Source organism: Agarivorans sp. D1326, assembly GCF_056958115.1.
The window spans coordinates 13,060-39,165 of sequence record NZ_JBTWEN010000008.1; the positions used below are offsets into that span (position 1 = coordinate 13,060).

Sequence of the window (26,106 nt, forward strand, 5' to 3'; positions counted from 1 at the left end):
GCCGCTTTAGCGGCTTTTTTATTCTTTGAGGTTTTACTAATGCGCCACTGTTGGCTCACCTACCGATGGGATTTTGCGTTTGCCTTTGGCAATTATCGAAAAGACCACTGGCACAAAGAAGAATGACAGCATAGTGGTAAGCACCGTACCACCAGCAATCGCCACCGCAAACGGCGGCCAAAAACCGCCACCTTCTAAAATTAGTGGTAAGAAGCCACCCACAGTGGTGATGGTGGTAGAAGTAATATGCCGAGTACAACTAAGCACCCCAAAACATATCGATTCATGATCGCCAGCGCAGGCCTTAGCATCGGATTTAAGCTCCGCAACAATCACAATGGCCGCATTAATCGCTAAGCCCACCAGACCTAATAGCCCAATAATAACGGTAAAACCGAAGGGGTAATTAAATATAAATACGCTTAATAAACCCAATCCTGCCGCTTGAATAGCAGTAATCATAATCAAGAAGCTTAAACGGAAGGAGTTAAACGACAGCACCACCACAGTAATCAGCAGCACCGCGATAATGCCAACACTGGCCAATAAATTGCCCACTGCCTCATTACGCTCGGCGCCCTCACCACCAAACTCCAAGCTGTATCCAGCGGGAAGCGGAATATCGGCTTGCTCTAAACGCTCTCGAAATACTTCCAAAACCTGTTCTGGCAGAATATCGGTTTGCAAATAACCTTCTACGGTATTTACTCGTTTACCGTTCCGACGCGGTATTTCGCCGCGACTGGGGCGAATGTCTAGTTCAGCGATAGACGCTAACGGTATATTCCCAGCTATTTGGCTGGTAAGGGTTATATCACCTAAGTTCTCAACGTGTTTACGTTGCTCATCGGCCAAACGGATCCTTACCGGCAAAGACTCACTCGCCTCGAGCACACTGCCGTTAATACGGCCTTGCAGGTTTGCCTGTAACTGACCAGCAATATCGGTCAATACAATGCCGCTTAAGCGAGATGCTTCTTCATTAACTTTTAACCACACCTTGGGTGTACCCGCCAACAATGTAGCGCGCGTATGAGTAACGTGTGGGATCTCGGAAAGAATGCGGCGGTATTGATCTCCCAGTTCTTTAAGTTTATCTAGGTTTGGCCCGTAAACCCGCAGCTCGATAGGCGCGTTAAAAGGCGGACCCTGCTCTAGCTTTCTGACTAAAATTTGCGCCTCGGGATAGAGCAAATCAAACTCGACTTGTAACTTAGGAATTAAGTCATTCGCAGCCCTAAAGTCGTCAGTCTTAATCATTGCTTGGGCGTAGTTTTTAGCCCCCTGTTGGCGCAGCATCAAGTTGTAGTAAAACGATGGGGCGTTATTGCCTACAAACCAACTTACCGAGCTGATGCCCTCTTTGGCATATAAATGCTCAGTTAGCTTTTCGGTTAAGCGTTCTGTGGCATAAATACTCGATTGCGGCGCCATGTACACTTCAATTTGGAACATGTCACGATCAGACGGCGGAAAGAATTGCTCGGTTAAACTGCCAGCGCTGTAGAAACCCAAAATTGGTAAGCTAGATACCACAATAATTGCTAGTTTAGGGTAGCGTAGACTAGTACGTAAACAGGCTTTAAAGGCTCCGCTGAGCCAAGTAACTTGCACGCCTTTTTCGTACCAATGGTCGGCAGTTTGCTGTGAAGGCAAAAAGTGGCCAGAGAAAATCGCTACCAAGGTGTGCGAAATAAAGTAAGAACCAATCAGCGAGAAAATCACGCTAAGTGCAATACCTCCAACAAACTCACCCGCTGGCCCTGGCATTAATACAATCGGTAAAAACGCAAGTATGGTTGTTAATGTAGAGCCCAGCAATGGCAGCCATAAGTGAGCTAAAGACTCTTTTACCGCCTGTAAACCGCTCTTACCCTGCTGGCGTTTTTGGGCAATGGTATCGGCCATTACAATGGCGTTATCCACCATAATACCCAAGGCCACCACCAAGCCGGTTACCGACATTTGATGGATGGGCAAGCCATAAAACTTCATACAAGCTAAGGTGAACATTACCGTCAAGGGCAGTGACAAACCAACAATCAGCGCCGAACGCCAACCTAAGGTAAGCAGCAATACCACCACAATAATGGCAAAACCAATAAGCACGTTAACCACCAGCTCTCCTAAGCGTTTGGCGGTGTAACCATCTTGCTCAAAGATGATGTCGGCACTGACATTACTAGGCAAAATGGTGCGGTAGTCATCCAGTGCTTGGTTCACTCGGGCGCTCCACAAATCGACCCGATATTCAGACAGCATTCTTATGCCCACTACCACCGCATAATCGCGCTCAACCACAGCAATTTGCTCGGGTGGAGATTTAAGCTGCCGTGTTACTTTGGCCAAATCACCTAAGCGGAATACATAACCATTTTCGGCGCTGCTTACTGGGATATTCTTAATCCGCTCTAGCGAGTTAAGCTCACCCTCCAGCTCTAGTTGCATCCGTGTATTGTCGTTAGTCAGTTCGCCCGCCGATACCTTAGCGTCTGCTCCGGCGATTATTTGCGATACTTGCTCAGTAGTTAGCTGCATAGCGCCTGCTTGGTAGGGCTCAATTTCTACCAGTATTTCTTCTTCACCCTGCCCTTGTAAGTCAACAAAGTCGGTTCCTGCCACATTGCGCAAACGGTTTTGTAGCTCTTTAGCATAACGGCCAAGAATAGCTAAATCGGTATCTCCGGGGCCTGTCCAACGCAGTGCAACCAAGGTGGTAAACGCATAACCTCGGTCATCATCGACTACTGGCTCAGAACTCCCCAAGGGCAACAAGGGGGGGAGTTCTCCCACCAAATCACGCACCCTTGCCCATACGGGAACAACATCGATGACTTCATCTTTTAACTCGACTTGCAGCACCGAAAAGCCAGGACGAGAAGAGGATTGAACCCGTTTAATTTCTGGCAATTTGCGAATTTTGTTTTCGATTAATTCGGTCACCAAGGCTTCAACCCGTTCTGCAGACGCACCGGGATATTGAGTCACAATACTGGCAAAACGACTGGTAATTTTAGGGTCTTCGCTGCGCGGTAAGGTGCTAACAGCCCCCATGCCAGCCACCAAAATAAGCGCTATAAGTAAGGAAATTAAACGCCCATTATTATAAATAGCTGCAATCATTGGCTAAGCGCCTTGCTTGGGTTAACTGTTTGCCCGGGCACGTAACGGTGCATTCCTGTAGCAACGATGGCTTCGCCAGCCTGCAGTGCGCCTCTCACAAAAGCCTGCTCTTCGGTGGCATATCGCACACTTACATCACGGCGCTCTAACTTAAAGCTGCCGTCACTTTGCGCCACAATGGCATATACATTCCACAAGCCTCGCACACCATCGGTAATCGCGCTCACGGGCACCCAATAACCGGGCTCTTTAACGGTTTCCACTACATTTAGATAGGCCAGTTGCCCACTCACCAAACTATCGTTATCTGGCAAAGCAAACCGCAGTTGTACGGTGCGAGTAACCGGGTCAACCTGCCCCCCCGCGGCCACTAAATCTACCGAATAATGACGCTTAGCCACTGTCACCGATTTAGGCGTGACCATATCAACCTGCTCGAGCAAGCGCACTGGCACGCCTACTTTTACCTCGTTAGCACCTTGCTGCAATACCGTAAGCACTGGCTGAGAAGCACCTACTACTGCGCCTTCCGACACCGTTCGTTTATCGATAATGCCGTTATAGGGAGCCAGTAATGTGGATTTTTCAATGCGGGTGCGATTAGCTTTAATTGAGGCGTCGATACGCGCTTTATTGGCTTTTAAGGATTTTTGCTGGGCAACCAACTCATCGACACTTTGCGCCGAGGCATAACCGTCGTTCTTAAGGGACTTAACCCGTTTTAAATTGGCTTGAACTAGAGCAGCATCGGCTGCTAATTGTTGTAGTTGCGCTTGTAAGTCAATGTATTCAATTTCTAGCAGCTCGGTGTCTAGCTGCATCAACACATCACCTTGCACAACACGTTCGCCTTCATCTACGAATATTTTGGATATTTTACCTGCTAGTTCAAAGCCAATGTCTGCACGCTGCTTAGCAATAACTTGCCCAACAAACTGCCGCTCAACCGCATAATCCTCACTTAATACCGGCACAAAAGCTTTTACTTGTTGCACATTTACCGCAGTGTCGGCAAACAGTTCATCATCTGCGGCAAATGCATGCTGACTCAATGCATTCACTGCCATCCCCCCCAAAGCAAGGGGTATGAGTAAAAAGGTGAATGAAAATAATGACCTAGGCATATAAACGTCCGTGTAACTAAAAGTAGTGAGAGCTTCATTCAGTGTAGGAAGAGTGCTCTTTAGTGTCTAGTGTTTGCTTGCTCAATTAGCCCGCTATTTTCTACTAATAAGCTAGCTATGTCATTTTATACAAAACACTTGTAGTAATTAGAGAAGCAATTCACAATGAATTGTTAACTATTTTATAGCAAGGAATAAATAATGAGCACGCTTGCCGATCATCCTGATTACTCGCTGTACTCCAACGCAAATACCTTTTTACGACAGCGCTTAGATCATCGTCCCGAGCAAAGTGATGCCGACATAGTGATAACAGGCCTTCCTTTTGACTTAGCCACAACCGGGCGATCCGGTGCACGATTGGGTCCTGATGCCATTCGCCGCGCCTCAGTCAACATAGCTTGGGAAGAAAAGCGCTGGCCTTGGGATTTTAGATTGCTTGATCGAGTGAGTTTGGTTGATGCCGGTGACTTAGTCTTTGATTGTGGTGAGCAAGCACAGTTTGTTGAAAGACTTGAAGCCTACGCCAAGCAGCTGCTGCAAGCAGGCAAAACCATGCTGAGCTTTGGTGGCGATCACTTTATTACGCTGCCACTATTGCGCGCTCACGCACACCATCATGGAAAGTTAGCCTTAGTGCATTTTGATGCCCACACCGATACCTACAGCGAAGGTAGCCGCTACGACCACGGCACCATGTTTTACCATGCGCCCAAAGAGGGCTTAATCGACGCAGCGCACTCAGTACAGGTAGGTATTCGCACCGAGTATGAGCGAGTTGGCCACCCATTCACTGTCATCGATGCTGACCAAGCTAATAACTTAAGCATTGAGCAAGTGGTAGAAAGCATACGTAAGCAAGTGGCGGATTTGCCAGTTTATCTTAGCTTCGACATCGATTGTTTAGATCCCGCCTACGCGCCAGGCACCGGCACGCCAGTAGCTGGCGGTTTAAGCAGCAATCGAATACTGCAAATCCTGCGTGGCTTAAAGGGTTTAAACCTTGTCGGCATGGACGTAGTAGAAGTAGCACCTGCTTATGATAATAGCGAAGTGACAGCATTGGCCGCAGCGACCATTGCAGTGGAATTATTACACCTTTGGGCTGATAAAAACCGCCCCTAACTATCACTCTAGCCAATACAGCTATACTTGTAGTGACAAGCTAAGATAACTGGCAATACTTTACTGCCAGTGACATCTTGGCTTAGCCACCTCATTAGGATGTATAGGAGGATGCTATGAGTGATTGTTGTTTATTGCCCAAGGGCACCGATCTGATTAGAGCGGTTAAGTATATCGGCGAGCACCATTGTCATGATGCTCGCTCCTTAAACGATGTAGCGTTTCGCTTTGACTTGAACCCACTCGATCAACAGTTCATTTTAGAACACTTTATCGAGCAGCCCGATCCCATTAACGCTAAGTCAAATCAATCCAAGTAGACTTAAGCTCGGTGTATTTCTCTAGCGCGTGCAAGGATTTGTCGCGCCCATTGCCCGACTGCTTAAAACCACCAAAGGGCATGGTCATATCACCGCCATCCCAATTGTTCACAAATACCGTACCGGCGCGCAGGGCACGTGAAGTGCGCACCGCAGTATTAATGTCACTGGTCCACACTCCGGCGGCTAGGCCATATTCGGTGTCGTTGGCTAAGGCAATGCCCTGCTCAAGCTCGTCAAATACTTGAATCACTAACACTGGACCAAAAATTTCTTGTTTCACAATATCCAGCTTGGCATCTACATCATCAAAAATAGTGGGTTTAAGGAAGTAGCCACCACTTTCCTGTAAGGCTTGCTCACCACCACATAACAGCTTGGCACCCTGTGCTTTTGCTTGCTCTATAAATGCCAATACTCGCTGCATTTGTACTTCATCAACCATTGCCCCCATGCTGATGTTGGGATCCAGTGGGTTGCCCGGTTGCCAGTTATCAACAAGAGCTAGCATTTTATCTACTAAGGCTTTATGCACGCTGCGATGCACGATAAGCCGAGACCCGGCAGTACACACTTCACCTTGATTATAAAAAATCGCAGCAACTGCAGTGGCGGCGGCTTTATCTAAATCGGCAACATCAGCACACACCAGATTCGGGCTCTTACCACCACACTCCATAAAGGCACGTTTTAAGTTCGATTGCCCAGAAAACTCCACCAGCTTTTTACCCACAGCAGTAGAACCAGTAAAGGTAATGCAATCTACATCCATGTGCAGCGCCAACGCTTGCCCAGCGGTGTGTCCATAACCCGGCAGCACATTAAACACCCCGTCTGGAATACCCGCCTGTTTCGCCAGTTGCGCCAAATACAGTGCACTTAAGGGGGATTTTTCCGAAGGTTTTAAAATAACCGAATTACCGGTGGCCAAGGCAGGTCCAACCTTCCACGAGGCCATCACTAAGGGAAAATTCCACGGCACAATGGCAGCCACTACTCCCAGCGCCTCTCGTGTGACTAAAGCAAGAGCATCAGTGGTAACAGGTGCCACTTCATCATAAACCTTATCTATCGCTTCACCATTCCAAGCAATACAGCGTGCGGCGGCAGGTGCATCGTAGGACAGAGCGTCACCAATAGGTTTACCCATGTCTAGGCTTTCTAGCAAAGCGAGTTGCGTTTGATGCTGCTCAATGAGGTGAGCAAAGGTTTGTAGCTTTTGCTTTCGCTCGGCCGGCGGAAGGTTTGACCACACTCCACTTTGATAGGCTGTTCGTGCTGCGCTAACCGCCAATTCAACATCGGCAGCATCACACTCAGCCACCTCGGCTAGCACTTGTCCAGTCGCGGGGTTAATGCTGCTAAAGGTTTTTCCTGATTGCGCATCCACAAACGCTCCGTTAATAAATGCCTTAGTGGGGAATTCCAATTCCCGCGCTTGTTGTTGCCAATAAGCTAGATCCTGCTGCGCCATGTTCCCTCCAGATGAATCCATCAACTGTTACCCAATAATGAACAAAACTACACAAATATTAAATTTTATTCCATACTTGATACAGTTTATTTAACAGCTTATGGTCAATATATAGCTATTCTTTAGGTTTTTACTATGCAAATTGCGATTCTAAATTGTGACCGAGTTGATAAGCAACTTGCTGAAATTCATGGTGAATATCCCGATATGTTCATCAAGCACCTGAGCGAGCAAGATTCACAACTACAGTTTGAAGTGTTCAATGTACTTAACAGTGAGCTGCCTAAGCTCAATCAATTTGATGGCTTTTTAATTACCGGCAGCCGACATAATGCTTACGATCAACAGCCATGGATTTTACAATTAGTCGCTTGGGTACAGCAGTGTGAACAATTGCAGCGCCCCTTGGCAGGAATTTGTTTTGGTCATCAGATCATTGCTCGTGCACTAGAGGGCAAGGTTGAAAAATCAAGCGCAGGTTGGGGTTTAGGGGTGGCTAAAAACACTCTTATTCATGCGCCCACTTGGGCAGAGCCGACAGAGCAAGATAGCTTATCCATCTTGGTGAGCCACCAAGACCAAGTAACCGTTCTTCCAGCACAAGCCCAGTTGCTAGCCAGTAGCGACTTTTGCCCTAACTTTATGTTCCAAATTGGCCAACATACCTTTGCTATTCAAGGACATCCCGAGTTTCCGCTTGCCTACGCAGAAGCGCTTATTGATAAACGGCAAATGATCTTATCGCCTACTCAATTCGTTTTAGCTAAGACAAGTTTGGTACGTCCGCTGGATGCAAAACTGGTCTTCTCTTGGATTTTGCAGCTTTATCGCTTGGGTCAAGCTAAACACCAGGTTTAGCCAAAGCAACTGTAAATAAAGGTAAAAGCTTTGCTAGAAGACTCGACAATGCAATCCAAGAAACGTTAAATAACACTAATAGTAAGGATTGAATCATAGGACATGGAATGCACGTGGCTAGTTGGGCTTGGATAACGCTACTTATTGTAAGTTTAAGCGCTTGCAGTTTGAACGATACGCCTGCTCATGAACCGCATACTGTGGCCACAACCACCAGCTGGACCAGTGAATATCAGCAAGGTCAATTCAATCAACAGCGATTTGAGCAAGCCTTACCTAGTGACCTCCAAACCTTGATCACTGAAGCGCTAAGCAATAATCCCGCGTTACAACAACAAGGCTTTGCCCTTGACCAACAGCTTTACCAAGTAAAAATCCAAGATTCACAAAGCTGGCCAAATGTTGAAGCCTTTTTAACCGGCCAACGCAGTGGCAGCGATAGTAGCACCGCCACTCAACTGCGCGCAGGCCTAGATATTAGCTGGGAAATAGATTGGCTAGGAAAACTTGATGCTTTGCAACAAGCCGCAGTGTTAGATGCCAAAGTAAGCTTTGAACAATGGCAACAAGCGCAAATTCGTTTAGCCGCAAACACTGCGCAACAATGGTATAACGTGATTGAGGCCCAGCAGCAGCAACAGCTCATAGAAGAGCGTTACAACAACCTCAAAGCCAACCTGCAAATTATCGAAGAAAGCTATCAAAGTGGTTTAAACAGTGCCTTAGATGTTTACCTAGCGCGTGCTGACTTAAGTGCTTCTCAGGCCCAGCTAAACTCTCGAAACAATCAACTCACTCAAGCACAGCGCGAGCTAGAGCTGCTGCTTGGTCGCTACCCCGGCGGTGACATTAAAGTAGCTGGGCAACTTAACGTGCCATTAGATGCTATACCAGCAGGCTTGCCCTCAGAGTTATTAATTCGACGCCACGACATTAAGGCAGCTCAATATAGGCTAGCCGCTGCCGACTTACGGGTGTATGCAGCTTATCGTGACCGCTTCCCGAGCCTTACCCTCACCGCCAGTGGCGGCGCGCAAAGCAGCCAACTTAACCAATTACTTAATGGCGAATCATTGGTGTGGTCTTTGTTTGCCGGAGTGACAGCGCCAATTTTTGACGCCGCTCGTCGCGAGAATCAGCAGCTTCAACAATATGCGGTTGCTCAAGGTTTAAACTCGGCATATTTAGAGCAGGTATTGGCAAGTTTTGGCGAAGTGGAAGAAAGCCTCACCCTCGAGCCTAGCCTGTACCAAAATGCCCAGCTACTCGCCACCGCAGCGGAAGACTCAAAACAAGCTGAGTCTTTAGCCTTTGAAAATTACTTAGCAGGCTTAAATGAATACGTCACGGTATTAGAGTCGCAGCGCCGCGCCTTTGATGCCCAAAGCAGCGCTATTACTGCGCTTAACTTGCAGCTACAAAATCGTATCGAGCTTTACCTCGCCCTAGGAGGGCATCTCGAACAAGCACAAACCACTCGTGAGGCCTTTACCTCCGAGCCATTATTTTAACTGGAGTGATGCCAATTATGGCCAAACTGATACGACTTAGCCTGCCTCTGTTGGTGATTATTATTGGCCTACTCATTAGCCAATACATCAAGGCAAACAAACCACAGGCTCAACGTAAACCGCAAGCAGAACTCGCTAAACTCGCAGTGGAAGTGAGTCCACTCAGTTTGCAGAGTTATCAGGCCAGTGTTAGCTCCTTTGGAACCATTCGCCCACATACCGAAAGCAACCTAGTCGCCCAAGTAGCTGGCAGTATTACCTATGTGTCGGATAATTTTCGCGAGGGCGCTTTTTTTGAAAAAGGCGAAGTGCTACTTAAAATTGATGCCAGAGATTACCAAAATGCCATCACTATCGCCGAAGCAGAGTTACAAACTACCCAACTGCAATTAGCCGAAGAACAAGCCAAAGTAGAACAAGCCCTGCGTGACTGGAAACGCTTAGGCAAAGGCAAACCGGCCAACGACTTAGTCTTACGCAAACCCCAATTGGCCGCCCAAGAAGCCGCGATGGCCTCGGCCAAAGCCAAGTTAACTCGCGCTAAATTGGATTTAGAACGCACCGTGATTCGCGCCAGTTACGCCGGAAGAATTCTAGAAAAAAATGTCGAGTTGGGTGAATACGTTAGCAGCGGGAAAAACCTAGCGAGCAGCTACGCTGTCGATTATTTGGAAGTGCGTTTACCCTTAAGTTTGAACGAACAAAGCGTATTAAATATTCCTGAAAACTATCGTCGCAGTCAAAGCCCAGCCAGTAAACCTCTAGTAGATTTAAGCACTAACTTTGGCGCTAAAGAATACCATTGGCAAGCTAAGGTAGAACGCAGTGAAGCAGCCCTAGATAGCGCCAGCAGGCAACTCTTTGTGGTGGCAAAAATTGATGACCCATACGGCCCCGCCAATGAAAACAAACCGGCGCTTAAGATTGGCCAGTTTGTCAGCGCGCAAATTCAAGGAAAAACCTTAGAGCAGGTATTTATTATCCCTCGCAGCGCCCTCTATTCCGGGCAACAAGTGATTGTATTGGAAGATGGATTACTACAAAGAAAATCAGTCAATATTCTGTGGCAAGATCAGCAAAGTTATATTGTGAACGGCGGCATTGAAGCCGGCCAAATGTTGGTAACTACGCCCCTTGGCAGGGTAATTAGTGGTACCCCCGCTAAACCCATAGGAGCTTAAACCATGCAGCAAATTACCCAATTAATCCCCTTAGGGAGAGGCCTATTATGCATGGCTTAATTGCTTGGTTCACTCGCAATCATGTTGCCGCTAACTTGCTAATGGTGCTAATCGTCGGCTTAGGTTTATATTCGGCCAAGTTTCGTTTGCCGCTAGAAGTTTTCCCTGAGTTTGAATTAGATATGGTGAATGTGAGCATCGCTTTGCCGGGCTCCAGCCCAGAGGAAAGCGAAGAAAGCCTAGCCATTCGCATAGAAGAAGCGATTAGCGATATTGAAGGTATCGACCAAATATCTTCAGTCTCGCAAGAAGGCGCTGCTCGGGTGAGCGCCGAAATTAACTCTCGCTACGATACTCGCGATGTAATGAGCGATATTAAATCACGTATCGATGCGATTAATACCTTCCCTAGCGATGCAGAGCGCCCAGTGGTAAGTCTTACCCAGCGTAAGCGAGAAACCATTACCGTTGCCGTCTCCGGCGACTTAGCTCATAGCGAATTGCGCTTAGTAGCGGAATCGATTCGTGATGAACTATTGCAGCTACCCGAGCTCACTCAGGTCGAGTTAGATTCGGTAGCCCCTTACGAAATCTCTATCGAAGTCTCCGAGCAAAAGCTACGCGAATATGGCCTAGAGCTAAGTAAAGTTGCTCAAACCATTAGCCAAGCCTCGCTAGATTTATCTGCAGGTTCAGTGAAAACTCAGGGCGGTGAGATATTACTGCGCACCAAAGGCCAAGCATATGTAGGTGATGAGTTTGCCAATTTGCTGATTATTAGTCGTGCCGATGGCACCCGCATTCGCTTATCAGACATTGCTACGGTGGTCGATGGTTTTGAAGAAACTCCCATCGAGAACCGCTTCAATAACCAACCTGCAGTAATGATTGAGGTGTACCGAGTTGGCGATCAAAGTGCCATTGCCATCTCCGATGCGGTGAAGCAATACATCAACGATAAGCAGTCTTATTTGCCGCAGGGCATTTCGCTAAACTATTGGCGAGACAGTGCCAAAATCGTAAAAGCTCGTTTAAACACCTTAAAAAACAGTGCCATTCAAGGCTGTTTATTGGTGGCGTTGTTACTGGCAATCTTCCTACGGCCCGCGATTGCGGTTTGGGTATGTATAGGTATTCCCATTAGCTTTATGGGAGGTTTGCTGCTGATGCCAACCATGGATGTCACCATCAACATTATCTCGTTATTTGCCTTTATCATGGTGCTGGGGATCTTAGTAGATGATGCCATTGTCACCGGTGAGAATATATATACTCATCTAAAAGCAGGTGAGGAGCCCTTGCATGCGGCAATTAAAGGCACGCAAGAAGTGGCTGTACCGGTTACTTTTGGCGTACTCACCACCATTGCTGCTTTTATGCCGCTAATGATGATTGAAGGCGTACGCGGCAAAATATTTGCACAAATTCCACTGATTGTTATTCCAGTACTGCTGTTTTCTTTGGTGGAATCAAAGTTGATTTTGCCCGCCCACTTAAAACACATCAAACCGGCAAGTAATAACCCGGGGCGCTTTAGCTATTGGCAAAACCGCTTTGCCAACGGCTTTGAAGCGGCTATTTTAAAGTTTTATAAGCCGCTGCTAAAAGCTGCTCTATCTCGACGACTACTAAGTGCGGCCATCGCCATTAGTATCTTTGTGGTGGTGTTGTCTTTGGCGACAGCTGGCTGGGTACGTTTTATTTTCTTCCCTAGAGTGCCCAGTGAAACCGCCCGTGCCACCTTAGTAATGCCGGCGGGCACCGCCTTTAATACCACCGATGATTACATTAATCGCATGCTCGGTGCCGCCCTAGAATTACAAGAAAAATACCGTGACCAAGAAACCGGCAATAGCGTTATTTTGAATATTTTGGCCACCAGCGGTTCTAGCGGTGGCTCCGGAAGTGGCCAAAGCAATAAAGGCCGAGTGGTATTTGAAATAGAGCCACCCGAGTCTCGTACTAACCCAATTAGCAGTGGCGATTTAGTCAGAGAATGGCGACAACTCATCGGTAGCCTGCCTGGCGCAGAAAGCCTAACCTTTAGGGCAGAAATAGGCCGCGGAGGCTCGCCCTTAGATGTGCAATTCAGCAGTAACGATTTTGCAGCGATGGCGCAGGTTGCCGACCTTACCAAGCAAAAACTACAAGAATACCCAGCAGTATTTGATGTTGAAGACAGCCTAGCCGACGGCAAACTAGAGCTACAACTAAACATTAAACCACAAGCCCAAGCGCTAGGGTTGAGCTTAAATGATTTAGCCCAACAGGTAAGAAGTGCATTTTTTGGTTATCAAGTGCAGCGCATTCAACGTGGCCGTGAAGATGTAAAAGTATACGTTCGCTATCCCGCCAGCGAGCGTCGCTCTCAGTACAACCTCAATAACATGCTTATTCGCACCCCCGACGGGGCCGAGTTACCGTTTAGTGAAGTGGCCAGCGTTACCCCTTCACAAAGCCCAGCCACCATTACTCGCATAGACCGCTTACGCACCCAAAATATCCGGGCCGACGTGAACAAAGAGCAAGCCAATATTGAGGTGATTAAAACAGAACTGCAGCAGTGGCTCAGCCAAACCTTGGTGGCCTACCCACAGGTAAATGCTAGCCTAGAAGGCGAAGCCAAAGAACAACGAGAATCCTTTAGTAGTTTAGGCTTTGGCTTGTTGTTTGTACTGTTTGTTATCTACGGCTTGTTGGCAATTCCATTTGGCTCCTACTGGCAACCTTTAGTAGTTATGTCAATCATCCCCTATGGCGCAGTGGGTGCAGTATTAGGTCACATGATTATGGGCATGCCATTAACCATTATGAGCATGATGGGCATGCTGGCGCTGACCGGGGTGGTGGTAAACGACAGCCTAGTATTGGTGGATTATATTAATCGCCAACGTAAAAAAGGGGTGGACTTAATGAGCGCGGTAGCCAATGCCGGCGTGGCTCGTTTTAGAGCAGTAATTCTCACCTCCCTCACCACTTTTGCAGGCTTAATGCCGCTAATTTTCGAGAAAAGTACCCAAGCACAATTTTTGATCCCCATGGCGGTATCATTAGGCTTTGGCATTATCTTCGCCACCATGATCACTTTGTTGATTGTGCCAGTTAACTACCTGTTGTTAGAAGACGCCCAACGAGCACTAAAACAAGCCAAGCAGTGGTGGCTACGAGGGTTTGAATCTCCCAGCAATTAAACCAAATGCCTAACTCAAACAAGCCACTCAAACAAAAAAGGGATTAGCTTAGCTAATCCCTTTTTAGTCTAAACAGACTTATGTTTAAGCTACGCTGGTCGCAACCATTTGCTCGCCTTGCTCTACTGCGTCGGCAATAAATTCGGTCACCTTCTGTGTATCAACCCCCACCACTTCACACAAAGGAGCAGGTAAGTTGTTGGCCACCGTTTCACTACTTAAACCGGCGTTAAGCGCATGGTGAGCAAAAATGGCCAAGCGGATTAGTACCGCTGGCTTAGACACTTCTTCAAAATCCATTGGATTAAGCTGCTGCTCAATGGCATCGGTGATTACCGGAGAAAAGTTCCAACGGCGCGCTAGCTCTCCACCAATTTGCGCATAATCTAAACCTAGGGTTTGGCGTTGTGCCGACACCCGCGTTTCCCCGGTTTCTAAGCTCAACTCAATTAAGCCCGCTTCTTCGGGTGTGGCACTGGCTATTAATAATTCACCAAAGTTGTGTAACATGCCGCAGGTAAACGCCATTTCCGGTTCAATGTCGGTGCTTTTTGCTAAAGCCTGCGCTAGCAACGCCACATACATGGCTTGGCTCCAGAACTGCTGTTGGTCGAAGTTTTTGCTTGGCATCATGCCATTTAAACCCGCAGCAACCACCAATGAACGAACCCGCTTTAAACCAAGGCGAATAGCTGCGGCTTCAATAGAGTCAATTTGTTTAATGCCGCGAAACGCCGCCGAGTTGGCCATTTTAAGTACGTTGGCACCCAAAGATTGATCAGTAGCGAGCTTTTTACCCAACTGATGTAAATCGACATTCTCATCGTTAATGCTGGTCAGCAATTCCTGCATAATTTGCGGCATCACTGGCAGTTTTTTTACCTGCTGGAAAAAGGCTTCCAGTTCCATGGATTACTCCCTAAAAAAATAATGTGAAGCACTGCATGCTTTCACTTACCAATTGGTCAAAAATTGAGCGCCATTTCACATTGGTGTAACAAGCTGACTTGTTTATCACCAAATTGACCCACACTGAATCTTATATGCAGAATAGTTTGACCTTATAGGCGCGGAAAATACAGTGACGATCGCACAAAATGGCAGGAAAACTTGGCCGAGCTGTAAACCTATTACTCAAGGTTTGTCAGAACAGGTTCTAAAAGAATTAATTTTAGGAAACAAAACCTTAGATTACGGTTCGTGGTTACATTGCTTAGGTGCAGAACGCTTGGTTGACGAGCAAGAATACCCCAGTGCCAGCCAAGCGCATATTGTCAGTGACGCCTTAGCGTAAAAACTGCTCCGGTACTTCGCCTAACAACACCATCTCACGTACTTCATTTAACATCACTTGAAACCAAGTAAATTGATGTTGATGCTCTTCGGCGCTAAAACCGATTGTTCCCGCCATAAAGTTTCGAGTGAAACCATACAAATACAAACAAACACTGGTTAGGGCTTCATCATCCCACTTTGAGCCATTTTCAATAAACGAGCGTTTACTGTGGAGTATCACAATCTCGCGGTGCCAATACTCTAAGGCTTTAAAATCTTGATCGTGAGTGAACAGTTCATGAAAACTCACCAACATAACATCGGTTTCTGGTAGCTGATTAATCAGAAACTGGGTGCTGTCTTTGTACTCTACGATGTTACCAACAACTTGTTGAAAGTTGTGCTCTGCAACAACTAGCTGGACCTTTTCAAACCAACGCTTAGCGAGGGCAAAAAAGATCGCATCTTTGTTCTTAAAGAAACGGTACAGAGAAGCAATGTCGATCTCGGCATATTGAGCGATAAGGTTGGTATTTACCGATGCCATACCTTGCTCTTTGATGAGAGACAATGTGCTATCTAGGATGTGCTCCACTAGTCGCCTGGTTCGCTCTTGGCTTGGCTGCTTACGCATCGCCAGATGCTCAGGTACGACATAGTTTTCCATATTCACCCTCTCATTGATAAAAATATCATCTAAATTCCATCAGCTAATCCAGATTAAATGAAGCTTAGCTGAGATAATACAGCAGCTTATACTCCACATAGCTTAACTAAACAACTCTTGCATAAGATAACTGTGTATAAGTTTTGTCATGAAGAAAAACATATTGCTCGACAATGCTAAGGAATATGCAACAATACACAAATATTTGACTCATTAGTCAGATCTAGTAGCTAGTTATTCACGGAGAAGAATTTGGACCGCTCGGCCGAAGATTTAGTCAACTGGTTTCGTCAGTCGGCGCCTTATATAAATGCCCACCGAGGCAAAACCTTTGTTGTAATGCTTAGTGGCGAAGCCAGCAGCAGCGGCAATTTTAGCAATATCATCCAAGATATCGCGCTACTTAAAACCCTTGGGGTTAAAATAGTATTGGTATGCGGCGCTCGACCACAAATCGATGGTCTGATTGCAGCACATCAGCATAGTTGTTTGTTTGCCGGTGAACAACGCATCACCGACGAGCGTAGCCTTAACATCATTAAGCAAGCCGTTGGCCAAATCCAAATGGATATTGAAGCCCAGCTGTCTATGGGTTTGGTGAATTCACCTTTGCATCAAGCCCACATTAATGTGGTGCGTGGCAACTTTGTGGTAGCCCAGCCCATTGGCGTAGAAGATGGCATCGACTTTTTGCACACCGGTAAGGTGCGACGCATTAACCATCAGAGCATTAAACGCCAGTTGGACCATGGCGAAATCGTCATGGTGTCACCATTAGGCGTTTCCGTAACTGGCGAACTGTTTAATATCTGTTCAGAAGACATTACCACTGAAATAGCAGTGTCGTTAAAAGCGGACAAAGTGATTTATTTCTGCCCCGAGCAAGGCATTCATAACGACAAAGGCCAGCTAGTGAGTGAGCTATTGCCAGACACCGCTAATCAGCTGATGCGCTCTGAGCCCTTTCTTCGAGAAACCGACAAAGACACGCTTCGCTACTTACGCGCGGCTATCCAGTGTAGTGATAGAGGCATTGATCGTTGCCACTTAGTGAGCTATCAGCAAGATGGCGCGCTACTGCAAGAGCTCTATACCCGCGATGGCAGTGGAACCCAGCTAGTTCAATACAGTTACGAACGGGTGCGCGAAGCAAGGCTTGATGACATTAATGGCATTATCGAGTTAATAAGACCACTAGAAGAAGAAGGCATACTAGTGCGTCGCTCACGCGAATTGCTGGAGATGGAAATTGAACGATTTACCATTGTAGAGCGCGACGGCATGATCATTGGCTGTGCTGCACTCTATGCCTTTGAACAAGAAAACATTGGCGAACTGGCCTGTTTAGTTAGCCACCCGCAATATCGTCAAGCCAGCCGTGGTGATCGCTTATTGCAAGCGATTGTAAAACGCGCTCGACAACAAGGCTTAAGTAAGTTGTTTGTGCTAACCACTAAAAGCATTCATTGGTTTAGAGAGCGCGGCTTTGCACCTGCCGATTTTGAAGATCTTCCTACCGAAAAGCAGGCTATCTACAACCTGCAACGACGCTCTAAGATCTTAATGATGGATATCACTCACTAAGCCTTATTGCTGAGTAGCCAAATACAAAAAACCAGCTCTAGATAGAGCTGGTAAAAAGACAAACATACACAAGATAATAAGGAAACACGCTAAGTAGGCGCTTAGCGTGTTGACTACATTTCCTTAGAAGTCGTAGCGTGCTGCGAAGTGGAATTCGTTTTCAGCGTCGTCGATGTTGTTGATTTGGTAAGCAGCTACAATGCGTAGTTGCTTAGTCAGGTCGTAACGACCTTCGATAGTGTAGTAATCAACAGCGTCGTATTTAGCTTGGCCTTCGTTTTCAACTTCAGCTTTGTTCCACATTGCTTGCGCGCGGAAAGCTTTAGTGAACTTGTAACCAGCAACTAACTCGTAACCTGTGTGCTCGTTCTTAGCGTCAGAACCGTGCAATTTAAAGGCTTTGTTGTTTTCGCCCATTGAGTAGTTAAGTGCAGCGTAAACACCGTTAGCGTCGTAGTTAACACCAACTAGTGCCATTGTGCTGTCTTTAGCATCGCCATTGTTAGCAATGTTGTAACCAGCACCTAGGCCTAAACCAAAGTCGAAGCCGTAAGCTACAGCGATACCGTAAGCAGAGTTGTCTTGGCTAGCGCCAGTAGTCTCATCTTTTTGGTTATCGTTAAACTTGTAAGAAGCGTGGATGTCGAAGTTGTTGAACTCGCCAGCGTACTTAAGAACACTGTCTGAACGGCCAATACCTTCTTCACGGCTAGAGCTGATACCAATCGCAGAGTTACCGTAAGGGTTAACGTAGCTTGAATCAGTCCAATCGGCTACTAGCTCTAAAGCACCGTAGTTACGACCGAAAGTTACTTCACCAAAGTCGCCACCGAAGCCAGCGTAAGCTAAACGTGCTTTAGTAGCTGAAGTGTTGTCACCTTCGCCGTTGTTTTCCATTTGTAGCTCGTAGCGACCAAGAGCGTAGCTTGACTCACCAAACTGAGATTTAACTTTAGCGCCAAAACGAACATATTGGTCAGCACCAAAGTTGTCAGATTTACCAGCATCGTCACCAGCAGTGTAACCAGCGTATACACGGCCATATAGATCAACAGCGTGTTTTTCATCTTCGTAAACTTTAGCAGCGTTAGCTGAACCAGAAGCAGCGGCAACCGCCAGAGCGATAATAGTAAGCTTTTTCATTTTAATCCCTAAAAAAGTGTGAAGTACATCAAGTAAAAGTTGAACAAATCTTAGGGTTGAAAAATGACAGCTAGGTGACTGAAGTATTAAAGATTAATGACAGCGGAACTTTATTGAATAGTTTGTAAGAGTTTATTTTTTAAGCAGTTTATTTAGTAAGTGCTGATATTTTTCAGCACTTACCAGAAGATTATATCGTTAGCGGGTGAGGTTAAAATCGGTAGTTTAGCCCCAAATTTAAGCCCAATTGGGACCAATAACTGCCCACAAAAGTAACTTGGCAGCCAGGGCCACACTCTATCCTGGTACCTTCGTTTACAAAGGTGCCATATAGACGGCCTTCTAGTTTTAAATCGAGGTTTTCAGTGAGGTGATAAAAGTAACCGCCACCTAAGCTAATAGAAAAGCGTTGGGTATCACTACCTGGGCTGGCAGCAAAATGGGTAACACCAGCGCCACCGCTGGCAAAGGTTTCAAAGTTTTCGTATTGCCATCGGCGTGATGCGGTTAAATGAGCATATACTACGTCAACATCGGTAGTAGCCGAGTCGTCCATCTCGGTGTTTTGCCAAGACACCAACACTCCCACGTAGTTTTCGTAAGTCTCACGTTTGCGGTTTTCGCCACGACTAGTAGCAAAATCAAAGGCGGCCATATAAGAAGGAGCCGAACGAACCGAATAGGTCTGTTCAGTGTCTAGGTCGGTCATTTCGCCGCCAAAGGTATAGCCAGCACCAATGCTTACATCCGCGAGTGCGGGCAGCGAAACACAGCACGCCAATAATAATCCTATTTTCCTTAGCATCGGTCACCTCCTGTTAGACACATCAACAGTGTCTAACATTCAGTAACTTAAGCCAAGTTTAAATAGCCTTAAATTGATTGGTTATCACATCGTAATGGTAACCAATGGTTTCTAACCGGCGCGCTAAAGAGCGCTCTTCAAAACCAAAGGTTAAGGCTAGGTCTTCTAGGCTATTACACTCTAAGCGCAGTTTTTCGTTCACAATACCTAATAAGATGTTGGCTTCGAGGTTCAACATATAGCTCGCATCCATAATTAACTCCTCATCTATTGGCTACATCGAGTTAATTTGAGCTTAGTTAAACAATCCTCACTTTTGTAGCTAAGCGCTAGCAACAATGCTGTATTTTTTTGTTTACTTAAGTAGTGGGCAACAAAAAGCCCGGCGAGTGCCGGGCTTTAATGAGGTAATCTTGTATTAGATATCAAACTGTTCGCGCATTAATGCTTCATACTCGGTACATCCGCCAACGTGTTTCTCGTCAACAAAAATCTGCGGTACAGTTTCAACCGGCTTACCTACAGTTTTTTCAAGATCGGCTTTTGAGATGCCTTCAGCATGAATATCAACATAACGGTAGTTATAGTCTTCGTGTGCTTCGCTTAATTGCTCGGCGATCTGCTTGGCACGAACACAATAAGGGCAACCAGGGCGACCAAAAATTACTGCAAACATCTTAAACTCCAAAACCAATGTGAATTAGCCCTACTATAGCGGCTAGCTACTAAATAAAAAAATCGAATATTTCACTGTTAGCGATAGGTACTAGCTATCAAATCTTATAGACCTCGTCTGTTAGCGTTATCTTTCATCGCTCAACGCTCTTCAATTAAGCCTAACAAACCTTGTTTAAGCAATCTGCTAAAGTCGTTACGCATTGCTTGATCAACCATCGGTTCTACACAATTAATCGTAAGGCTTAATGCGCCAGCGACACTTTGCGCGCCAAGCCAAAATATGGCCCCTACCAAATGCTGAGCGGCAGTGAAATAGTATTGCTGGGGAACTAAACCAGAATCTTCCAAAGAGTCAAACACTGGCTCTAAAGGCCCAAGATTAGATAGGTGTAAGCAATTGAATCTGCCTGCTACTTGTTGCATTTCATCATCGGCACGGCGTGGTGCCTGCGCCTCCCACCAATTATCGTTACACGATACCAAGTGCAGACCAGAGTCTACTTTCTCTTTATAGGCCTGTTTAATTTTCTGAGCGCGTTGCCAAAAGCCTTGCGATGAATCGCTAGCCACTTCAAACGAGAACATAGAAACATAACAAGCTAGTTCTTGCTGATTTACCGGTGGTTCAACTATTGGTCGAACATTGGCATTACCGCCTGCACTTACTTTACTCACTGGTGAGCGAGCAATCTTTGCGGCTACTTCAATCGCTGCGCAATAAAGAGTAATAGTTAGGCTCACTTGATGCTTGCGGCTTATCGCTAATAAACGCTGAGATTGTTGCTGGCTAAAATTCAACAGCTCCAGTTTATTCTGTTGGTTTTGCGTTAAACCAGCTTGGTTTAGCCATACTCCTGCTTGAGCCGGACTAATAGGAGTGGCAAAAGGGTTATCGTCAGGCGAGTACTCATCCATGGCCAAGGCTTGGTGAACGCCAGCGCGAATACTTAAGCGCTGAATATCTGGCACCATTTGTTGAGCCACTTGCTGGTGCCGCTCTAACCACTCAGCTAACAAAGAAGCCGCCGACAAGCCATCACAAATACTGTGATGCATGCTAATCACCAAAGCCGATTGCTGCTGACCTAACAAAACCGATACCCGCCAAAGCGGGCCGCCAACGTTAAGCGGGGTATTAGTTTGCTGCTGCATGGTGTCACGCAGTGCTTGGGAAAATGGCAGCTTGCTTTCATCAATTTCTGCCACTTCAAGTTCTGGCTGGCTAGAACACTCTTGCCACTGCCATTGCTGCGCCACTTGTTTTAAACACAGTGACAAAAACGGGTGGCGAAGTTGCAATAACTGATGGATTCGCGGAATAAAGTGAGTGTTTATCTTACCTTTCACTGTCACCGCATTCACCACCAACATGGCACCCGTGCTGGTTAATTCGGCAAACAAAGACTCAGTTTTTCCCAATTGGCGAATCGTCATCATAACCCCCTAAAGCAAGTAAACTGCAGATAACTCAATAAGCAGCAATCATTGCATAGTTGGCGCTTTCACTTTCACTATCTGGATCACCATGTTGAGTATTAAGGCTAAAGCCATCACGCTAAATATGATCGCCATCGCACTTGGGCTCGGCATAAAGGCGGTTGTTAAGCCACCAACGGCTAAGGCGGTAAGGGTCATCTGCGTTGTGCCACTTAGGGCAGACACCGTGCCAGCTTGCCCCGAAAAGTGGCCAAACAAACCAGATTGAGAAATAGGATAAATAGCCCCTACGCTAATACTGATCAAACTCATTGCTGCAATTACCCAAACTAAAGTGCTTGCATGAGTGAGCAATATAAAGGCTGCAATAAAAGGCAGCAGCGACGCTAACAGCAAAATGTGTTGCTCTGGCCAGCGACCATTAAAGCGGCGAGTAAAAGCGCTGCCCAAAGCCAAGCCTGCAGCCGGGATTATCATCACTAAACCAAAATCATCAGCCGACAAACCAAAGCCATGCTGCAATACAAAAGGCGCGCTACTAATCATGTACATCAAACCAATGCTGGCGATCCAAGCAAAGCTAGAATAATGAATAAAGTGGCGATCGAAGGCCAAGCTTAAGTAGTCGTTTGCCACACGGTTCAAGTTTAGCGGCGGGCCAACTTCTGTTTGGGTTTCTGGTAATAGCTTGGCAGCAATAATCAGTAAACTTGCGCCAGCAATACCAATGATCACAAATAGATAGTGCCAGCCCCAGTAAGCCGTCACTATGCCACCAATAACCGGACCTAAAACGGGAATAACCGACGCAGCCATGCCCAACCAAGCAAAACCATGTTTTAACTCTTTACCGCGATAACTGTCACTAATTAAGCAGCGGGCCAGTATTTGGTTACTGCCTGCGCCTAAACCTTGAATAAGTACACCAGCTAATAACAAATCAAGATGATTAAAGCCCAAAAACGTGAGTAAGTTACCCAGCAGGAAAACTGCCTGCCCCATCCAAAATACCCGTCGTCTGCCATAACTATCGGCTAACGGGCCATAAAATAGTTGGGATATGCCTAAGCCTAAAATAAACACCACAATGAGGCGCTGCACTAAGTGCTCTTCTACCGCAAAATGCGTGGCCATTTCTGGTAAGGCAGGTGCCAGCAACCCATTGGTTAATTGGGAACAAGCAATAAAGGCAATAGAAAAAAACAGCGGGACTCGCGAATAGCTCACTAATAAACTCCAATACATCAGCGTTCTTCATTGTAAATCAAAGCCAAAAGCGGATAATCATTCATCAAAGACATGATTTATTTCCCAGCAGGAAACAATTAATCAAAAGAGGCCGAGTATGGATTGGTTGAACGCGGTGCAAACCTACGTAGCAGTTGTAGAGAGCAGCAGCTTTGTGCAAGCAGCGCAGCAACTCAACATTACTACCTCAGCCTGCAGTAAACGCATCTCTTGGTTAGAGTCTCAATTGCATTGCCAATTGCTATTACGTACGACTCGCAGGGTGCGCACTACCGAGCAAGGCCAGCAGTTTTATTTGCAAAGTTGCGATTGGTTAAGCCAGTTCAATAATATGCGCCAACAACTTGGCCCCTCTAGTCTTGGCTTAACTGGCAGCCTCACGATTGGCGCTCCTGCGGTATCGGGAAGTTTATTTGTAACGCCTTTAATAGCTTCGTTTTTACCAAAGCATCCGCACCTTAATATTGAGTTATTAGAGGTAGAGCCTGGGGAAATTCCAGATTTATCACTCGACATTGTAGTAACGCGCCAGCTAGACAATTTTGATAGCACTAGCTATCGCATGTTGCATCTATTTAATTACGCAGTGAAGTGTTTTGCCAGCCCTACATTTTTAGCGGATTGCGGCCCAATACAAAGCGCAAAGCAACTGCAAGCTCTACCGCTATTGTTGGTGCAAGGGCAAATCAAAGCAGGCGGCGTAAAACTAAATGAAGGCACTGTGCTTAACCAAGCTTGTCGCTTTGTTACTCACGACCCTATGGCTGCCATTCAAGCAGCTGTTCACCATATGGGTGTAGTCTTGGTATCGGAAGATCTGGTACAACAACATCTATTAGACGGGAAGTTAGTTGAAGTGCTGCCTGGCTTATTGTCTGAGCAACGCAGCGTATGCGCCTATTATCCGGCTCAGCGTTTTGAAAACCCCAATATAAGCGCCTTTTTACAGCACTTACGTGAACAAAGCCAAGCCGCCAGCAATAACCATCAATAACTGGCAGCTTGTGTTACTTAGCCAAGGCGGTACTCAGCTTAACTAATTTCTATTTGCTGCTTTTCACTCACCTTAGCAACAGCTTTGGGCGCTTTAAGCATTAACAGACCGTTGACTAATTCAGCGCTAATATCCTCAGCTTGAATGGCTTTACCAACATTAATGTTTCTGCGGAAAAAACCCCTACGCCGTTCTTTACGCAGTACACTGTCGCCCTGCTGTTGATGTTGCTGCTCAATTTTGGCTTGAATGCTCAACACACCATCGTGCAACTGCACATCAATATCTTCCTTAGCCACACCAGGCAACTCGGCAACAAATAAGTAGCTATCTTCTTTGTCGATGATATCGACACGCGGTTGGAAAAAACCGTCATCACGCATGGTAAATTGTGGGCTAAAAAGCTGCTCCCACAAATGGTCTTCTCCAAACCAATGATCTCTAGGTAACATGTTCATAATAAGCTCCTTAGTTAGAACCAACACTAAACAACAGCTTACTCAATTTAATTTTAGTAGAGACAAACTGGCCCAACAGGAAGTTGAGGCCAAAATAACCAGCGAGTTTGACCTAAAGCAAACTCATCGATAACTATTATTTTGAGGCTAAGAAAAGGTACAAATTATGCGGTAGGAGGCGGGCATAAAAAAACCGCTAGCCAAAGCTAGCGGTTTAGGATGTAACAAGCGTTAGTTCGAGTCACGAGTTAAAAAGGCAACTACGGGGTAGTTTACTCGGCCGCTTCAACATCTGATTCGCATTCTTTTGCTTCAATATCTTCACTGATTGGAAGGCGCACAAAAAAACCTTTACCAGTTGCAAAACAACGCATCGTTTGTTGTTGGTCTTGTTCCATTTAGATAAATCTCCTAAGTTGTTGCAAGGGTGAAAAAGTTAAATGTTATGTTTAATTTCTCGTTATATTTTGCTTATTGCCACTTGCGTAAGTAAGGCTAGCTAGTGAATAAAAATTGCACAAGAAATAATCAGTAAAAATTCCATTTAGCCAAACATTTCTTGATCTAGCTCAGTCTTGCGGGAGGTAATCTATAGGCTTTTGCTAGAAATGTGAAGTACTAATTTACCACTTTGGGGATGCAAGCCAAATCCACAAAAAATAATATCCATAAAAAACAATAGCTTAAAAACAAGGCAAAATATAAGAAAATATTACTTATAGCTTTTTGGCATGTAGAAAATGTGTTTTATATCTGTTTGGCTATATTCGGGTTAAGCCGAGAAAATAACAATAGATGAATCAGTTACTTACACCGAGCTATCATTCAAATAAAGTCTAGTGAATAATTATTCAAAATAGTAACTAATGACATAAAAGACAGTTGCAAAACTAGAGCGCAGGCCGCTCACAGGCTAGGCTTAGCGCTTTTTGATTTTTACGAAATCGAAAAAAAGCCATAATGCAATAATGGTTGCCGACACCACCACGCCATATTCTAGATAAAGGTGGATATAACCGAGAAAAAAGCTTACTGCGGGTAAAACTAATACAAGCATTAAGGCCAACAACAAATAGCCCAAGATAATCTCCTCTTTTTTATTAGATTATATCCTGAGAAATTCCCGCCAAGCTACTGCAAAATAGGTAATTTAGAGTGATTTCACTGAGATGTTAACTAAGCCAAGAAATAGCAAAATAAAAACGTAATTCGATAATGCAAAAACCTTTACCGAATAAAGTAGATAAGCATATTGGAAATTCTTTTGGCGCTGATGGTAGTCACTGTGAAAGCTGCGCTATAACACGGCTAACGGTGGAACAAACCAGAGTATCAATCACCAAATATACAAGAGCTTATTGGCATCCTCTGCTCAGCGCTGGGTTATTCAAAGTAAGATTTAAGTTGCAGCTGTACGTGGCCATCTTTCCATACTGTGGTGTCGATTTGCGTTTTGCAAATTGCACACAGCGTTTTGTTCGACAAGGTTAAGTGGCCCGACAAACGGTTACCTTTGGCACGAAACAACAAATTATTTTGCGCTTGCCAGCGCACGCCACCACGCCAATTAGCACGCCATTGCGGCACTTGCTGGTAACGTAAAAACTCAGATTGCTCAGTAGTATTAGTAGGAAGCTGATTACTGCTAGCGCTGCGAGCACTAAAATTCTGTTCTTGTAACCAATTAATATCATTGAATAAATCACTAGCAGCTTGAGGTTGTTCGAGCTCGTTCTCAACACTAAAGTCGAGCGCCAGTTTAGGCTTTGCCTGAACCATGTTTGCCCACACCAATACTGCAATCATTAACGATAATGCAATACCCATAACAACCTCCAACGCACCGTTAATTTAGTTAACTACTTCCTCTTATGGTTTGGTTTACATCTCGCACCTTGCCAAGCTTGGTA

23 protein-coding genes are annotated in these 26,106 nt (G+C 45.8%); 9 read left to right on the forward strand and 14 right to left on the reverse strand.

Annotated elements, in window-relative coordinates:
• Positions 1-36: 36 nt before the first annotated feature.
• The gene (locus tag ACYFDN_RS15300) at positions 37-3,123 is read right to left on the reverse strand and encodes an efflux RND transporter permease subunit (RefSeq protein WP_483511801.1); all 3,087 of its coding nucleotides are present in this window, start codon (positions 3,121-3,123) and stop codon (positions 37-39) included.
• Positions 3,120-4,247 (reverse strand): efflux RND transporter periplasmic adaptor subunit, encoded by a 1,128-nt coding sequence (locus ACYFDN_RS15305; protein WP_483511803.1) that lies wholly within the window; start codon positions 4,245-4,247, stop codon positions 3,120-3,122. The genes ACYFDN_RS15300 and ACYFDN_RS15305 overlap by 4 nt, the downstream gene beginning before the upstream one ends.
• Before the next feature lie 201 nt (positions 4,248-4,448).
• On the opposite strand from ACYFDN_RS15305, the gene speB reads away from it, so the two are divergent.
• Both speB and ACYFDN_RS15315 read left to right on the forward strand, forming a co-directional pair.
• Positions 4,449-5,372, forward strand: a complete 924-nt coding sequence (gene speB / locus ACYFDN_RS15310; RefSeq protein WP_483511804.1) for an agmatinase — start codon at positions 4,449-4,451, stop codon at positions 5,370-5,372.
• 116 nt (positions 5,373-5,488) lie between these two features.
• A complete protein-coding gene (locus ACYFDN_RS15315; protein WP_016399833.1) occupies positions 5,489-5,692 on the forward strand; it encodes a hypothetical protein in 204 nt (67 codons plus the stop codon).
• On the opposite strand, the gene ACYFDN_RS15320 is transcribed toward ACYFDN_RS15315, so the two are convergent.
• Positions 5,670-7,187 (reverse strand): aldehyde dehydrogenase, encoded by a 1,518-nt coding sequence (locus ACYFDN_RS15320; protein WP_483511805.1) that lies wholly within the window; start codon positions 7,185-7,187, stop codon positions 5,670-5,672. The two genes, ACYFDN_RS15315 and ACYFDN_RS15320, sit on opposite strands and share 23 nt — an antisense overlap.
• A 114-nt stretch (positions 7,188-7,301) precedes the next feature.
• Between ACYFDN_RS15320 and ACYFDN_RS15325 the strand changes: the two genes are divergently transcribed.
• From ACYFDN_RS15325 to ACYFDN_RS15340, 4 genes are all read left to right on the forward strand, one after another.
• Positions 7,302-8,024, forward strand: coding sequence for a glutamine amidotransferase-related protein (locus tag ACYFDN_RS15325; protein WP_483511806.1), 723 nt, complete (start codon positions 7,302-7,304; stop codon positions 8,022-8,024).
• A 113-nt stretch (positions 8,025-8,137) separates the two neighbouring features.
• Positions 8,138-9,535 (forward strand): efflux transporter outer membrane subunit, encoded by a 1,398-nt coding sequence (locus ACYFDN_RS15330; protein WP_483511807.1) that lies wholly within the window; start codon positions 8,138-8,140, stop codon positions 9,533-9,535.
• 17 nt (positions 9,536-9,552) lie between these two features.
• Positions 9,553-10,716, forward strand: a complete 1,164-nt coding sequence (locus tag ACYFDN_RS15335; RefSeq protein WP_016399837.1) for an efflux RND transporter periplasmic adaptor subunit — start codon at positions 9,553-9,555, stop codon at positions 10,714-10,716.
• A gap of 47 nt (positions 10,717-10,763) precedes the next feature.
• Positions 10,764-13,907: an efflux RND transporter permease subunit gene (locus tag ACYFDN_RS15340; RefSeq protein WP_483511809.1), complete on the forward strand. Its 3,144-nt coding sequence runs from the start codon at positions 10,764-10,766 to the stop codon at positions 13,905-13,907.
• A gap of 84 nt (positions 13,908-13,991) precedes the next feature.
• On the opposite strand, the gene ACYFDN_RS15345 is transcribed toward ACYFDN_RS15340, so the two are convergent.
• A complete protein-coding gene (locus ACYFDN_RS15345) occupies positions 13,992-14,816 on the reverse strand; it encodes an HDOD domain-containing protein (RefSeq protein ID WP_483511810.1) in 825 nt (274 codons plus the stop codon).
• Positions 14,817-14,988: 172 nt separating this feature from the next.
• Between ACYFDN_RS15345 and ACYFDN_RS15350 the strand changes: the two genes are divergently transcribed.
• Positions 14,989-15,201 (forward strand): hypothetical protein, encoded by a 213-nt coding sequence (locus tag ACYFDN_RS15350; RefSeq protein WP_016399840.1) that lies wholly within the window; start codon positions 14,989-14,991, stop codon positions 15,199-15,201.
• Here ACYFDN_RS15350 and ACYFDN_RS15355 read toward each other — a convergent pair.
• Positions 15,193-15,849 carry a TetR/AcrR family transcriptional regulator gene (locus tag ACYFDN_RS15355; protein WP_016399841.1) on the reverse strand — a complete coding sequence of 219 codons (657 nt, stop codon included), beginning with the start codon at positions 15,847-15,849 and terminating at the stop codon, positions 15,193-15,195. The genes ACYFDN_RS15350 and ACYFDN_RS15355 overlap by 9 nt on opposite strands.
• A gap of 252 nt (positions 15,850-16,101) precedes the next feature.
• Between ACYFDN_RS15355 and argA the strand changes: the two genes are divergently transcribed.
• The gene (gene argA, locus ACYFDN_RS15360; RefSeq protein WP_016399842.1) at positions 16,102-17,433 is read left to right on the forward strand and encodes an amino-acid N-acetyltransferase; all 1,332 of its coding nucleotides are present in this window, start codon (positions 16,102-16,104) and stop codon (positions 17,431-17,433) included.
• A gap of 123 nt (positions 17,434-17,556) precedes the next feature.
• Here argA and ACYFDN_RS15365 read toward each other — a convergent pair whose 3' ends face one another.
• From ACYFDN_RS15365 to ACYFDN_RS15390, 6 genes are all read right to left on the reverse strand, one after another.
• The gene (locus tag ACYFDN_RS15365) at positions 17,557-18,576 is read right to left on the reverse strand and encodes a porin (protein ID WP_016399843.1); all 1,020 of its coding nucleotides are present in this window, start codon (positions 18,574-18,576) and stop codon (positions 17,557-17,559) included.
• A gap of 211 nt (positions 18,577-18,787) precedes the next feature.
• On the reverse strand, positions 18,788-19,381 hold the full coding sequence (locus ACYFDN_RS15370) for a hypothetical protein (protein WP_483511812.1): 594 nt from the start codon (positions 19,379-19,381) through the stop codon (positions 18,788-18,790).
• A 58-nt stretch (positions 19,382-19,439) separates the two neighbouring features.
• On the reverse strand, positions 19,440-19,634 hold the full coding sequence (locus ACYFDN_RS15375; RefSeq protein ID WP_016399845.1) for a DUF4250 domain-containing protein: 195 nt from the start codon (positions 19,632-19,634) through the stop codon (positions 19,440-19,442).
• Between the two features lie 165 nt (positions 19,635-19,799).
• Positions 19,800-20,057, reverse strand: coding sequence for a GrxA family glutaredoxin (locus ACYFDN_RS15380; protein ID WP_016399846.1), 258 nt, complete (start codon positions 20,055-20,057; stop codon positions 19,800-19,802).
• A 140-nt stretch (positions 20,058-20,197) separates the two neighbouring features.
• Positions 20,198-21,496: a condensation domain-containing protein gene (locus ACYFDN_RS15385; RefSeq protein WP_483511814.1), complete on the reverse strand. Its 1,299-nt coding sequence runs from the start codon at positions 21,494-21,496 to the stop codon at positions 20,198-20,200.
• A gap of 45 nt (positions 21,497-21,541) precedes the next feature.
• On the reverse strand, positions 21,542-22,741 hold the full coding sequence (locus ACYFDN_RS15390) for a multidrug effflux MFS transporter (protein WP_483511815.1): 1,200 nt from the start codon (positions 22,739-22,741) through the stop codon (positions 21,542-21,544).
• Between the two features lie 100 nt (positions 22,742-22,841).
• Between ACYFDN_RS15390 and ACYFDN_RS15395 the strand changes: the two genes are divergently transcribed.
• Complete coding sequence (locus tag ACYFDN_RS15395; RefSeq protein WP_406610153.1) at positions 22,842-23,738, forward strand: LysR family transcriptional regulator; 897 nt, start codon at positions 22,842-22,844, stop codon at positions 23,736-23,738.
• Between the two features lie 38 nt (positions 23,739-23,776).
• Here the strand turns inward: ACYFDN_RS15395 and ACYFDN_RS15400 are convergent, their stop codons facing one another.
• The 3 genes from ACYFDN_RS15400 to ACYFDN_RS15410 all read right to left on the reverse strand — a co-directional run bounded on the left by ACYFDN_RS15400 (position 23,777) and on the right by ACYFDN_RS15410 (position 26,023).
• Positions 23,777-24,196 (reverse strand): Hsp20/alpha crystallin family protein, encoded by a 420-nt coding sequence (locus tag ACYFDN_RS15400; RefSeq protein ID WP_483511816.1) that lies wholly within the window; start codon positions 24,194-24,196, stop codon positions 23,777-23,779.
• A gap of 272 nt (positions 24,197-24,468) precedes the next feature.
• Positions 24,469-24,594: a hypothetical protein gene (locus tag ACYFDN_RS15405; RefSeq protein ID WP_016399851.1), complete on the reverse strand. Its 126-nt coding sequence runs from the start codon at positions 24,592-24,594 to the stop codon at positions 24,469-24,471.
• Between the two features lie 985 nt (positions 24,595-25,579).
• The gene (locus ACYFDN_RS15410; RefSeq protein ID WP_483511817.1) at positions 25,580-26,023 is read right to left on the reverse strand and encodes a hypothetical protein; all 444 of its coding nucleotides are present in this window, start codon (positions 26,021-26,023) and stop codon (positions 25,580-25,582) included.
• Between the last annotated feature and the right edge of the window lie 83 nt (positions 26,024-26,106).